A 13,042-nucleotide genomic window follows, 5' to 3' on the forward strand; every position below is an offset into this window, starting at 1 on the left:
AAAAATAAAAAGCTAATGGTGTTTATTTAAACACATTAGCTTATTTAGCCATATTCACAGTATTCATCTTTTCAGACAGCATGCTTATGCAACTTAAATATTTTTTTTCTATTTAACATATATTTTACATCTCTAGTTTTCAATGGACCCTGCTGCCTATAATCCATAAAAACAATTCCATAAATAGCAATCATTACAATAATACTCAAAATTCCTGATAGCATTTGAAATTCCCCCTTAAGTTATTGATTTATTCCTTAGGTATAGGATAACACAATACCTAGGCATATGTCACATACAAATTTAATATTTGTCAAATAGTTTTTTGTTATGGCAAAATTTATTCCCTCGTAAATTTAAAAACAATATTTTATCACAAAGCATATAAATCGTAATATTAATTAAGGAAAATTCACTTTTGGTAGGATTGCTTTCGGCATAATCAATGTATAAATATATTTAAATTCAAAAAGAGATATTAGTACTATTCTTCGTAATCAGTTTATCCAATATGGTTGCAATAAAAAAAGACAATAGCTATTCTGTAGCGTAAGGCCATAGTGGCTAGAAAATAAAGCCGAGGAAGTTGTTGTAGGCTCAGTGGCAATTTGGACGAACTACCACTTACATAGATTATAAATTGGCAGTTGAAGGGATGTCCTGTTGTGGGATAAGAAAGAAAACCTCCTCTAGAAATTATAGTTGTACTTGTAGTTATGGTTATTTTGGTTTGGTATATGTTCCTTGTAAAGAGCGGCTGCTAAGCAGCAGTTAATATTTTGTTAATAGATTATTTAGAAATATTCAAGAGCCTTGAGATAAATTATGAAGCTTACGAAATAGAAATTGTAAATAATAATGAGAGGGTAATTCGTGAGACACAGAGGCGAATTCTTCCTGCGTCATCGGTGCATTTTTCTTCGACTTGCCTAAACGTCATTGTATGATCGGGACGGGAATATTACTCATCTCGGCGGGGTTTATCGGCGGGCCATCGAACTGTTGGTAGGAGAGATTAATGATGATTTCAATGCTTTGTTCCAAAGCTATCTCTATCCATCCCCTTTTGGCATCTTCGATCATGGCCAATGCTTCATCAGCGGTTTCAGATTGTTTAATGCAAAACAACTTTGAAGACTTTATCTAGAAAATGATACTGGCAAGGGGCTATGACTACTAGGAGAATAATTATGTAACGTCAGTTGAAGAGACTGAGGAGAATGTTGGTAGCGGCCCGTCACAGTTGGCGAGGGGAATATTAAGGAACGGATCAAGAATATGCTGAATTTCCAAAAGTCCGCAGCATGGGTACTGATCATTTCAGTATTCGTTCTAGTTTTCTAGAGTGTAACAGGCATTTCCTGTTGCACTCTATTTTTTTCTCAAGATAGTTATGCAATTTTAGACGTCATCTAAAATCGTTGCCCACAGGAGTATTCTGCGTATTTTTGGGAATGTAATAATCTTAATAATAAACAAACTAACGGTTAAATGTAAAAGGGTCGATTTTTAAATATTCGCCCTCTATTCCGGCACAATAATAGTGATTAGCCTCACTTTTCTGCCATCTCCAGGAGGAGGGGAATTTAATTTATAAATTTATCATATCCAGGTAGACAGTAATAGTAAAAAGTTGATTGTGTTTGCTGTCAATATCTTGAGATTGATACTCTTATTAAAAACATAACCAGTGATAGTCGAAAGCATTTTATATTCAACTAAAATGTTTAGGAAAATAATAAAGAAGGTGAAACAATGGCAGCAGTTATAGAATTTCAAAACGTTACCAAAGTATTCAATGCAGGCCAAACAGCAGTTGACAATGTTACTTTACAAGTTCAGTCTGGGACAGCAGTAGCTTGTCTAGGTCCCAATGGTGCGGGGAAGTCAACTAGTATTTCTATGATGCTGGGTTTGCTAAAACCAACGTCCGGAACCGTAAAACTTTTTGGCGGAAATCCAGAGTCTCTGCATTTACATCAAAGGCTAGGAGTTATGCTCCAAGGAGTAAGTGTTCTGGATCGGCTGACTGTTCGTGAGACACTAAATTTAGTTCGTAGTTATTTTGCGAATCCGTTCCCAATAGCAGGTTTGTTGAAAGTTGCCAGCTTAGAAAATGAAGCAGATAAGTTGTCAACCAAACTTTCCGGAGGACAAATGCGTCGGTTGCAGTTTGCCCTGTCCTTAGCTGGAAATCCAGATGTTTTATTCCTGGATGAACCAACCGTAGGTATGGATTTTTCCTCTAAACAAATCTTTTGGCAAGAATTACGCCGGTTTATCACTGAAGGGAAAACACTGCTGTTAACCACTCATGATCTCCATGAAGCGGATTCGATGGCTGACCGTGTGGTTGTCATTGATCACGGTAAGATAATTGCCGATGATACTCCTGAACAACTTAAAATGATGTACGCCGGCCGTCAGGTCTCATTCGTCTTAGGGGGCGACATGCCTCATGAGGTTATCAATCAGTTGCCGGGAGTGGTTTCTTTTCGTGAGGAAGGACGTCAAATCATCATACGCACCTCAAATTCCGATGAGTTGATTACTCAGGTAATTAAACAAGACTGGGGCATCAGCGATATCCAAATTTTCGGTGGAGGACTGGAAGATGCATATGTTCGGCTTATAGGCGAAAAGGAGGATAAAGAATGAATGCACTAATCTCTCAATGGAAAGCCGATCTTATACGCACTAGCCGAGATAAACGATTTTTCATTCTGACTTTGGTTATGCCAGTTTTGCTTTACCTTTTGTTTTCTAATAAAACTTCTGGATCGCCGGCTCAAAACGCCTATACAATGGTCGCTATGGCTGTATTTGGGGTCATTACCAGTTCAGTCAATACCCTGAGCGTGCGACTAGCGGCAGAACGACAAAGCGGTTGGACAACCTTTCTCAGAACAACACCTTTGTCTTCGGTGACATATACCCTTGGTAAGGCGTTAACTCAATTAGTCTTGACCCTGGCCACCATTTTAGTGGTATTTGCAGTTGGTTGTTTTTTTAAAGGCGTAAACTTACCAATACAAACCTGGATTTTTGAAATTCTTTGGCTTTGTATCGCTTCGATACCTTTTGCAATGCTAGGTATTCTCATTGGAATGACAGGAAGTTCAGCGCAGATCCTTGGAGCGTTAGCTTATCTTATATTAGCTCTTCTTGGTGGCCTGTTTGGGAAACCAACAGGAATGTTACAAGACTTTGACAAATGGCTTCCAACGCATTATTTCGCCCAACCTGGATGGGATATGCTGCAGGGAAAAACTCCAGATATAGTAACAGATGTAGCTGTATTAACTGGCTATGCTATTATATTTATAGCAATTAGTGCAATCTTGCAGCGGCATTCAAACTTTGCCGAGGGATTTTCTTTTAAGAAATTCTGGCAAAAGTACAAGCGGTTTATTATTATTGGGCTGATTATATTATGGGTCATCTTTCGACGATTCATATTCTCTAAATCCTAAACAGATATTCCGAACTCTGTTTTTGGCCCATACCAAAGAACTAATCACCCAGGCTAAAGGCACCTTTGAAGAACTTTGGGATCAAGAGGAGATAGGCCTTATGCTATGTTCAAGAAGTTAAGTAGAAAAACCGAGGTAATCAGTCCTCGGTTTTTTGTCGTACTTTTTATGCGGAGAGGTATTACCCGACGCCCGAAAACGGACAACGCTGCGTGTGTTGCGGTTGCCTTTTTCATCTAACCAGATTTAATTCATGAAAATAGCATTCTAATATGACAGGGTGTTGTCATATTTAGAATGCTATAATAGATTTAAATAACCTAACAAGGAAGAGGGAAATTTGAAAGATATGAATTTTAGTGATGTAGTTGAGCGTTCCGTTCAAATAAGAAAACACTATCATCAGTTGGAACGAGAGTATCATGAAAAAGAATGGACAGTAGAAGAGGATGCGCTTGCTTTCTTGACAGATGCTGGCTTGGTGGGCCGTTTGACGATGTCTCAGCAAGAACGTTGGCCTAAAGGAGGTGATACACTATCTGAACTGGAGCATAAGCTTAGCGAATGCATATGGTGGGTGATTGTTTTGGCAAAGCGGATGAATATTGATATCAGTGAATCGTTGGATGATTTTTTATCAAAACTTGAAAAACAGTTATAAGGTTGATTGAACGGAATCAATTGGACTTGCAGGATTGGGCCAGAAAATCGAAGCTCATTATGGTTACGAGCAGGACATTGAATGGGGCTTTGTTGACGATAGATTTAATATTTTGAGTAGTACAAAGCAAATCTTATATAAAATAACCTGGACCATGAGAATTGCCGCTGGAGTTAGGCCCATCATCAATAGCAAATCGTCCTGCCTTTCTATGTTCAAAAAGCCGCCTTGATAAAGCCCAGTCAAGTATCGAGTCTTGCGCGGCGGAGAGTACTTTGCTAAAAACATTCAATCCTCTAATTGGTACTTTTTAATCTTACGGTAAAGGGTAGGTACGCTAATATTCAGCGACTCCGCAACTTTTATTTTTTGTTCTACCGTTTTTCCATATTTCTTAAGGGCTAGAGAAAGAATCTCTTTTTCGAGAGATTCAAGCCTTTCTGCCAGAGTCCCCTCAACTTTGGTGCTTGTGTTCGTAGAGGCAGCCTTTAGAGAAGGGGGAAGGTTTGTAACAGCGATGATGTCTTCTTTCGTTAATGTCACTGCGTATTCCAGGACGTTTTCTAATTCCCGAACATTTCCCAGCCAAGAATAACTTTGCAAGAGTTCTTTCACTTCTGAGGATAAGCTCTTTACCTGTAGGTTAAGTTTGTGACAATATTTTTGCAGCAGGTAATCTGCAATAAGCAGAATGTCCTCTGGGCGATGGCGCAGTGGTGGAATTGACAAGGGAATAACATTTAAGCGATAAAACAAATCCTCCCGAAAAGCTCCGATTTTTATTTTTTCTTCTAAGTGGCTGTTTGTCGCAGCGATGATACGAACATCGATAGGTATGGAGGAACTTCCGCCTATCTTTTCTATTTCCTTGGTTTGTAAGACACGGAGCAGTTTCGGCTGCAAATATAAAGGCATGTCCCCGATTTCGTCCAGAAGTATCGTTCCGCGATGGGCCAGCTCAAACTTTCCCATCTTTCCGCCTTTGCTGGCCCCGCTAAACGCTCCTGCTTCATAACCAAACAATTCACTTTCTAAAAGATTATCCGGAATTGAGGCACAATTAATGGCGACGAAAGGATAGGGACAGCGGCTGCTGGCTGCGTGAATTGCCCGGGCGAAAAGCTCTTTTCCCGTTCCGCTTTCGCCCCGGATTAAGACATTGGCATTAGTGAAGGCAATCTTGCGGGCATTGTTTACAGTCTCGAGAAAGTAAGGGTCAACACTTAGGATATCGTCAAAGCTGATCCTTTTGGGAGCCTCCATAATGTGGTAGGCCTTATTGATAATGTCTTCCTTGGGTGAAAAGGTGATGATGGTGCTGACTTGTTGGTTCTTGTTAGTGACTTTAATTTGATTAAAACAGATTCTCGTTCCATGATGAGTTATTTCACACTTATCAGCTTTAAATTTGTTTTTTATAGGGAGCAGGTCATAGAGGTTTTGGTGAATTAATTGCTCTTCCGTTTGATTGAGAAGATGACAGGCAGAGTGGTTGATGTTCGTGATGTTGCCCTGAATATTCGTACATATAAGCCCGTGATCAAGGGTGTCAATAATTGTCTTTTGCTCCTTATTTAAATGCTCTAGCTTCGCGATCATTTGACTGGAAATCAAATCGGATACGATCAGATTACTCATCTTATGAATAAAGTTATTTAACGATTCTACATTGCTTAATATAAAGCTCTTTTGCTCTTCGGTGAAAGCCATGATGCAAATATTGCCGATGACCTTATGATTATAGACGATGGGATGAGCCATCGTCGCTCTCTCAGTGCAACTGTCTTTTTTGGTGCACAACCGGCATTCAGCGTTTTGATTAACGTGTTCAATAAATATGGGTTTGCCCGTTTTAGTGACTGCTTGGAACAAACAGTTATCCGGGGCTTTTTTCCCGATCAGCGGTTCATAGATACCTGTTGCTCCCAGGCGCAGGTAATTCTCATCAATGATTGTGACTTCAACAGCTAAAACAGAGGCGATTGCTTCTGCAACCTGTTGGACGGTTTCTTGATTATCGCTTAAGCTAAACATTCCATCAATTCCATTTCGTTCGGACTGGCATACCTTGTATGAACTGGTTTATCAAATATGAGAAAATTTATTAGCAGTGAGAAATAGTTAATTCAGGCAGCTAAAGCTGGGAAAACTGTCGAACATGCGGGTAAGACTGTTTATCATTCTTGATAAACGATGTTGTTGCCAAAAAGATATTAGTCTAACCATATCTTACTCCAAAGCCGCCGCCTGTGCCAAGGGATTTGAAGCAAATCAGCCGGAGTTTATTTGGCATGATTATTGCATCATCTAAGCTCTAAAAACTCAGTGCGTGAAATAGCTGAAGGGCGGTATGGAAATGAATTATAAGAAGTATCTGGATCTACTGCAAAAAGAGCTTGTTGTCTCTTTGGGATGTACAGAACCGATGGCAATTGCTTTTGCGGCTGCGCTGGCCAAGAAACATGTCCAAGGTGAAAATATAACGACGGTAAAGGTCTTGGCGAGTGCCAACATCATTAAAAATGCCATGGCTGTTGCCATTCCGGGAACGAATAGCTCAGGTGTGAATTTGGCAGCAGCCTTGGGAGTGGTGGCCGGAGATTGTTCTAAAGGCTTAGAAGTGCTGCAAGGTTTAAGTGTCCAGGATATTAAAAAAGCAAAGGCCATGATTGAGAAAAAAATAGTTACCGTTGGGGTAGTTGAGACTTCGCATAAACTCTACATTGAGGTTTTTGTAGAGACGCCTCAATCCTATGCCAAAGTGATCGTGGCTGATGAACATACCCAGGTAGTTTTTGTTGAGGCCAGTGGGCAGGTTTTATTTAACACTTTAGCAGAAAATGAAGCTGATGAGGACGGGGGATATGATCATTCTTTTTTGTCCATAGATTCGATATGGAATTTTGCCCAAAGTGTAAACATTGAGGAATTAGAAATCATTAAGCAGGCCATTGAACTTAATACCAGCATAGCCCTGGAAGGGTTAGCGAATGCCTATGGGTTGCAGGTCGGAAAAACAATGAGAGAGAGTATTCAAAAAGGGTTCTTAAGCGATGACCTGATAACCCGGGCTATGGCCTTAACGGCTGCAGCTTCTGATGCCAGAATGTCCGGGAGTACGTTTCCTGTGATGAGCAATTCGGGCAGCGGTAATCAAGGGATTTCCGTGACTTTGCCTGTTGTGGCAGCAGGGGAAAAGTTAAGAATTTCTGATGAGCAGTTAATTCGGGCGGTGACCCTTAGCAATTTGATAGCCATCCACATTAAGTCAAAAATGGGCCGCTTGTCCGCACTCTGCGGAGCGATTGCTTCCGGAACAGGTGCCAGCTGCGGCATTACTTACTTACTAGGAGGAGGCAAAGAGGAAATCAAAGCTGCCATTCAGAATATGCAGGGCAATGCCACGGGAATGGTCTGTGACGGGGCAAAGGTAGGGTGTGCCTTAAAGATTTCAACCTGTACCAGTGCGGCAGTTCAGTCCGCGATTATGGCTATTGAAGGCAAGGTTATCCAGGGAACTGATGGAATTATCGAAGGAAATGCTGAGCAAACGATCGAAAACTTGGGCCGCCTCGCTAATCAAGGATCTCCGGAAATGGATCGGATTATTTTAGATATTATGGTTAATAAGCAGGTTGGTTAAAGATTCAGGGAATATAGACAGTAGAAATAATTGCCATAATAAAGTCTAGCTTGCATAACGGGGAAGACAGTCTGGGCGCTTTGAAAAGATCTTGAAGAAAGACTTTATTACCGCGCAACGAACCTATCACCGGCTAAGATGGAAAAAGGAGATTTTAACCTTCGCAGAGGGCTTTATACCGGGTCGATCGGCTATCTTTCTTTCGATAATAGCTGTGATTTTAATATCGTGATTCGTACCGCAGTTTACAAAGACGGGATTTACCATTTGGGGGTTGGCGGCGTGATCACCTGTGAATCCGAATTGGAATTTGAATTCGAAGAAACTGAACAAAAAGCCAAGGCCTTACTGGAGGCAATGAAATTAAACCTGGAATATATATACAAACAAGCCGAATGAAGGTGTAACCGCCTAGGTTAGCGGGGAACTGTTACTCTGTAAATCCTATACCGATCTATGATGAATAAAGCCATCTCCTTGCTTAGAAGCTAACAAGAGATGGCTTTATGCTTTTTTCAGGTTATTTCCTGCTTTAATGTTACTGAATTCAGTAACATTAAAATTCCGACTGCCCGGAAATTCCGGACAGTTCAATGTAAGATTGATAAATCTCTGACGGAGGATATGAAGGATGATTAAATTCAATCTGGTCTTTAGTTAAGAAAAATCATCATTAGGTGTTGACATACCAGTAGTTAATAAAGATAATAATGTTATACACAATGCGTAATTGCACTCAATGTGTATTAATTGTTTACATTTTTCATAAGTGAACAAATACAGAGGAGGCGGAGTGTGGAACCAAGAGATAAACCGGTCGGAGGCAGGGTCGAAAGGAAGAAGAAGGAAACACAGCAAAAGATTATTAAAGTAGCAATGGATTTATTCCAGAGCCAGGGGTTTAACAATACAACTATGGAGCAGATAGCTGAAGAAGCTGATATCGCAAGGAAAACTCTGTACAATCACTTTCCAGTGAAAGAGGCTATTATCGACGACTACGTCAGAGGCATTTCCAAAGAATTTACCCAGCAGGCCTTGGCCACATTGCCTGACTTCCCTGATACAAGGTCGCGTTTGCTAAATACACTGGACAACATATATGAACAGGTAGAAATTAACCCGGAGCTTATAGGGATTAGCTTAGGCTATCGTTTCAAAAACATGTCTCAGGGAGCAGGATACGAAAGTGGAGGTACACATAGTCTTCTTGCCGAGATTGTAAAGTTAGGCCAGGAGGCAGGTGAAATCAGGCAAGATATCTCGGCTAAACTGTTGGTCAAACAATTAGACTTTCTGCGCGGCTTTATAGTAATGGAGTGGTTGAATGACTTATCAAAGGTAGAACTGCGCAAAGAGATAGCTAATATGGTCGATCTATTCTTAGAGGGGGCCAATTTCAAAGGAGAATCCCACCTCCACTTATAGAAGCTTATAGAAGTGGGGGTCTTGAAAACCAGATAAATATTTTGGGGGGAGTGGGTTAAGTGATTAAATCCCCAGACAAATTCTTTTTAACCTGGGATGAAGCTCTCAGGTCTTCCGGCAATTTTTTGACAGGTGTGCCAGTTGTTGCTGGAAGAGCCTCCGGTACAGCTCGGTTGATCCGTCATCCGGATGAAGGAAGTAGATTGCAGCCGGGAGACGTTATGGTAGCGCCATCCACTGATCTAGGTTGGACGCCGTTGTTTGTAAAAGGCAGTGCGGTGATCATGGAAACCGGAGGTTTCTTATCACACGGGGCCATTGTGGCCCGTGAATACGGAATTCCCGCCGTAGTGAATATACCTGGAGTCATGCGAGTCATTAAAGAGGGCTGGAAGGTAGATGTCGATGGGGATGAAGGTAAAATATTTCTACATTTAACTAACAGATAACCAAGGTTTATTTCAACTCGATAGACTAAACGCCTTCTATGCATTGATGGAAGGTGTTTATTTTTCCTCCAAAGTTCGAGGTCATATTTTCAGTTATCGTCGGACTGTTCATAAAACAATATGATATAACTCCTGGTTATGAACCTGATGAAAAACAGGCATTTTAATTATGTTGGATAATGGAGTAAGATGGAATAAATGAAAAGGGGGGGCAATGAACTTAATTGAAAAAATCATTGCTGCCCATACAGGTCTCAAACAGCTAAACTGGTACAGATCGTTGATGAGAACCTTGATTATGTGATGACCTATAACGCTACAACTACCTTGGAGGAGTTAAACTATGAAAACAACACGTCTCAAAGACAAGTCAACTTTAGAAGACATCAGGAAGCGATTTGACAACGATGTTGATCGTTTCTCAAGCCTTGATACTGGACAGATTTCCACAGTTGATGCTCCGCTTGCTATGGAGTTAATTACCCAAGCTGCGGTTTCAAGTACTACAAATATCAGAAGAGTACTTGATATAGGCTGTGGAGCTGGCAACAACACTTTAAAACTTCTTCAGTGTGCCAGTCCCTTCGATTGTGACCTTGTTGACTTAAGTCAACCTATGCTCGACAGGGCACATACTAGGATTACGACGGCCAATTCGGGTGAAATCAGAACCTTTCAATGTGATTTCCGCATACTCGATTTACCAGACCAAAGGTACGATGTTATCTTGGCTGCTGCTGTCTTACATCACCTACGAGATGATCAAGACTGGGAAAATGTATTCCACAAGATATATAGATTGACAGCACCAGGAGGAAGTGTTTGGATTACGGATTTAGTATCCCATGAAACTAGACAAGTTCAAAAGATGATGTGGGATAGATATGGAGCATATTTGTCTTCAATTGGAGGAGAGGAGCATAAAAACAGGGTATTTTCATACATTGACAAAGAGGATTCGCCACGTCCCGTCACATATCAATTGGGCTTGCTTCGAAAAGTTGGATTTGACCATGTTGAACTATTACACAAGAATTCATGTTTTGCAGCTTTTGGAGCTATTAAAAGAGTCTAATAAGCCGCTAGCATGCTGCCTTTTGACGTTCTAATAATCAATGGAAAGCAAAAGAGCGAGTAACTCACCTAGAATGCCATGCACTTTAAAGATAAGGATTTACAGGTTCATGTACCGTCCGGAGCTGTCCCTAAAGATGGACCGTCAGCAGGAATCGCGCTCTTTATGGCCTTTGCATCGTTGATTACAGGTATTGCGGTGGGATGCGAAACTGGCCATGACAGGAGAAATTACCCTAAGAGATGTTGTTCTTCCGATTGGCGGATAAAAAAATTGTTAGCTGCAGATCGTGCCGGTATCACCAAGGTCTTGATTCCCAAAGATAATGTTACTGATCTCAAGGATATCATCCCAACTTCCGTCGTAGCCATTCGGGAAATATTGAAATATCTCCGGAAGTTGCTCATCAGATGCTTAATAACTCAGACGGAGATATAGAATTTATTGTTGCCTCCATGCCTACAAGCAAGGGAGATAGAGTAATCGCTGAATAAATAAAGGTCAATTGGTGGTGGTACATTTGCATGATGTGTATATTAGGAATATGGAAATTGCAGATTATGACTTAGTGATTGATTTGTGGAAAAGCACCGAAGGAATTGGCCTCAGCGAGGCAGATTCAAAAGAAAACATTCGATTCTTTCTTGAGCGTAATCACGGATTCAGCCTTGTGGCTCTCAAAGGCAATAAGTTAGTTGGAGCAGTTCTTGCCGGTCATGACGGGCGAAGAGGCTATTTACATCATCTTGCCGTAAGAAGGGAACACAGAAAAGAAGGTTTGGGAAGAAGATTGGCAGATGGTTGTCTGGAAAAGCTCAAGCTGGCCGGAATTGACAAGTGCCATATATTCGTGTTCCGGGAGAATAGCGTTGGCAAGGAATTCTGGAGTAAGATTGGCTGGCTGATAAGAGGAGATCTCCACATAATGTCTAAGCATATCTAAATATGTCAGCCGAAATTGGTGAAAATAACTAATGAAACAAACTTTAAACATAAGACACTAGGAGAAGGAAAATGGACAACATTATTAACGGACTGAATCATTTGATTGAAATACTCCCTATAAATGTCAGCAGGATAAGATCTCGTTAGATAAAGAAATAATTCTAAATGCCACAGAAGAGGTCATTCGCCGTTTCGGACCAGACAAAGCGAATATCTCTGACGTGGCAAAATCATTAAAAGTAAGCCACGCTGCTTTTATAGATATTACAATGGAAAAACAGCCCTGTGGAATGCCGTTACATTGTAAATCTTCTGTTAATAGGTCTTAAAAATTCCGATAAATGAATCCTGAAGTTTAAGATATGGCCGCCAATAAGGTGGTCATATCTTAAATAGGTGCTTATATTTAAATTTCTCGTCTCAATATTTACTCCATTTTGTATTTATAGCCAGCGATTCATCCAAATCAAGAAGTACTCTTATCATTTCCTCAGAAGCACCAATATGCTCTTTAATAGAAATATCATTTGAGCCGGCTCCTAATACACTTTGCATTACAAGTATATCGGGCGTCAATTGTTCTTTAATTTGTACATAAAGGTCCTCTAGGTATACACCTATTCTATCAACTTTATTGACAAAAATTAGGGTTGGAATTTTCAACTTCTGCAAGGTTTGAAATATAATCCGGGTTTGTACTGAATACCTTCCTTTGCTGAAATAACTAAAATAGCACCATCCAATACGCAAGGAGAACGCTCCACCTCGGCTATAAAATCCATATGTCCCAGAGTATCAATGATATTAACTTTTGTGTCAGCCCATTCGAAAGAAATCGTTGAAGATCGTATCGTAATGCTCATCCCTGTCTATTTTATAGACATAAGCACAAGGATTGCACAAAAGGGCCTATGCACGTATCTTCGGAGGAAGCTTGAAAATCCGTGATAATTTCACTATTGATGGTAAAGCAGAAGTTGTAAAGTTAAAAAGTCTTGAAACTTTTCGAAATGGAAAAATTAAGCAATGTATGATTTACAGCAATTGAGAGCTTCTATTGAACGAATCGATACAAAGAATAGTGAAACGATATTACATGGTAAAATTCCTGGAGAAACATCAAAGTCCTATCAAATACAGCTTATCTCCTATACTAATGGAAAAGGAGTTTTTTGACTAAACTTTGTGGTTATGATGTTTACATTGGGAAACTGTTAGATAGGAACAAAAAAGCAAATAGTTAGTTAATGGAATGGAAATATGTGAAGTAGTTAAGCGAATCTTTCCCGGATGGTTTGAAAGGAATGCCCTCCGCCTGCCGGGCTTTGGAATACTCGTTTGAAACCCGCTGAACTGTCTTTCTGTTTT

General features: G+C 40.3%; 12 protein-coding genes and 4 pseudogenes. 13 read left to right on the forward strand and 3 right to left on the reverse strand.

Annotation, left to right across the window (positions count from 1 at the left end; genetic code table 11):
• Positions 1-71: 71 nt before the first annotated feature.
• Positions 72-224, reverse strand: coding sequence for a hypothetical protein (locus tag DOT_RS31075; RefSeq protein WP_009619768.1), 153 nt, complete (start codon positions 222-224; stop codon positions 72-74).
• A 715-nt stretch (positions 225-939) separates the two neighbouring features.
• Between DOT_RS31075 and DOT_RS30490 the strand changes: the two genes are divergently transcribed.
• The 4 genes from DOT_RS30490 to DOT_RS13865 all read left to right on the forward strand — a co-directional run bounded on the left by DOT_RS30490 (position 940) and on the right by DOT_RS13865 (position 4,134).
• The gene (locus tag DOT_RS30490) at positions 940-1,134 is read left to right on the forward strand and encodes a hypothetical protein (RefSeq protein WP_157998461.1); all 195 of its coding nucleotides are present in this window, start codon (positions 940-942) and stop codon (positions 1,132-1,134) included.
• 621 nt (positions 1,135-1,755) lie between these two features.
• Positions 1,756-2,658, forward strand: a complete 903-nt coding sequence (locus tag DOT_RS13855) for an ABC transporter ATP-binding protein (protein ID WP_009619774.1) — start codon at positions 1,756-1,758, stop codon at positions 2,656-2,658.
• Positions 2,655-3,473, forward strand: coding sequence for an ABC transporter permease (locus tag DOT_RS13860; RefSeq protein WP_009619776.1), 819 nt, complete (start codon positions 2,655-2,657; stop codon positions 3,471-3,473). Before DOT_RS13855 ends, DOT_RS13860 begins: the two co-directional genes overlap by 4 nt.
• A gap of 349 nt (positions 3,474-3,822) precedes the next feature.
• Complete coding sequence (locus tag DOT_RS13865) at positions 3,823-4,134, forward strand: MazG-like protein (protein WP_242833835.1); 312 nt, start codon at positions 3,823-3,825, stop codon at positions 4,132-4,134.
• A 288-nt stretch (positions 4,135-4,422) separates the two neighbouring features.
• Here DOT_RS13865 and DOT_RS13875 read toward each other — a convergent pair whose 3' ends face one another.
• On the reverse strand, positions 4,423-6,168 hold the full coding sequence (locus DOT_RS13875; RefSeq protein WP_009619783.1) for a sigma 54-interacting transcriptional regulator: 1,746 nt from the start codon (positions 6,166-6,168) through the stop codon (positions 4,423-4,425).
• A gap of 124 nt (positions 6,169-6,292) precedes the next feature.
• On the opposite strand from DOT_RS13875, the gene DOT_RS30495 reads away from it, so the two are divergent.
• The 8 genes and pseudogenes from DOT_RS30495 to DOT_RS13910 all read left to right on the forward strand — a co-directional run bounded on the left by DOT_RS30495 (position 6,293) and on the right by DOT_RS13910 (position 11,672).
• The gene (locus DOT_RS30495) at positions 6,293-6,445 is read left to right on the forward strand and encodes a hypothetical protein (protein WP_009619784.1); all 153 of its coding nucleotides are present in this window, start codon (positions 6,293-6,295) and stop codon (positions 6,443-6,445) included.
• A 45-nt stretch (positions 6,446-6,490) separates the two neighbouring features.
• Complete coding sequence (locus tag DOT_RS13880; RefSeq protein ID WP_040412225.1) at positions 6,491-7,777, forward strand: L-serine ammonia-lyase, iron-sulfur-dependent, subunit alpha; 1,287 nt, start codon at positions 6,491-6,493, stop codon at positions 7,775-7,777.
• 162 nt (positions 7,778-7,939) lie between these two features.
• Positions 7,940-8,176 (forward strand): annotated as a pseudogene (locus DOT_RS13885) (chorismate-binding protein); the annotation flags it as partial.
• A 396-nt stretch (positions 8,177-8,572) separates the two neighbouring features.
• Complete coding sequence (locus DOT_RS13890; RefSeq protein WP_009619794.1) at positions 8,573-9,205, forward strand: TetR/AcrR family transcriptional regulator; 633 nt, start codon at positions 8,573-8,575, stop codon at positions 9,203-9,205.
• A 107-nt stretch (positions 9,206-9,312) separates the two neighbouring features.
• Positions 9,313-9,654: pseudogene (locus DOT_RS13895) on the forward strand (PEP-utilizing enzyme); the annotation flags it as partial.
• Between the two features lie 343 nt (positions 9,655-9,997).
• Positions 9,998-10,729, forward strand: a complete 732-nt coding sequence (locus DOT_RS13900; RefSeq protein WP_009619799.1) for a class I SAM-dependent methyltransferase — start codon at positions 9,998-10,000, stop codon at positions 10,727-10,729.
• A 72-nt stretch (positions 10,730-10,801) separates the two neighbouring features.
• Positions 10,802-11,077 (forward strand): annotated as a pseudogene (locus DOT_RS13905) (S16 family serine protease); the annotation flags it as partial.
• A 181-nt stretch (positions 11,078-11,258) separates the two neighbouring features.
• The gene (locus DOT_RS13910) at positions 11,259-11,672 is read left to right on the forward strand and encodes a GNAT family N-acetyltransferase (protein WP_242833836.1); all 414 of its coding nucleotides are present in this window, start codon (positions 11,259-11,261) and stop codon (positions 11,670-11,672) included.
• A 542-nt stretch (positions 11,673-12,214) separates the two neighbouring features.
• Here the strand turns inward: DOT_RS13910 and DOT_RS32715 are convergent.
• Positions 12,215-12,531: pseudogene (locus DOT_RS32715) on the reverse strand (GTP-binding protein); the annotation flags it as partial.
• A gap of 169 nt (positions 12,532-12,700) precedes the next feature.
• Between DOT_RS32715 and DOT_RS32720 the strand changes: the two are divergent.
• A complete protein-coding gene (locus tag DOT_RS32720) occupies positions 12,701-12,850 on the forward strand; it encodes a tetT domain protein (RefSeq protein ID WP_009619810.1) in 150 nt (49 codons plus the stop codon).
• The last annotated feature ends 192 nt before the right edge of the window (positions 12,851-13,042 follow it).

The organism is Desulfosporosinus sp. OT, from assembly GCF_000224515.1.
GTDB lineage: Bacteria > Bacillota > Desulfitobacteriia > Desulfitobacteriales > Desulfitobacteriaceae > Desulfosporosinus.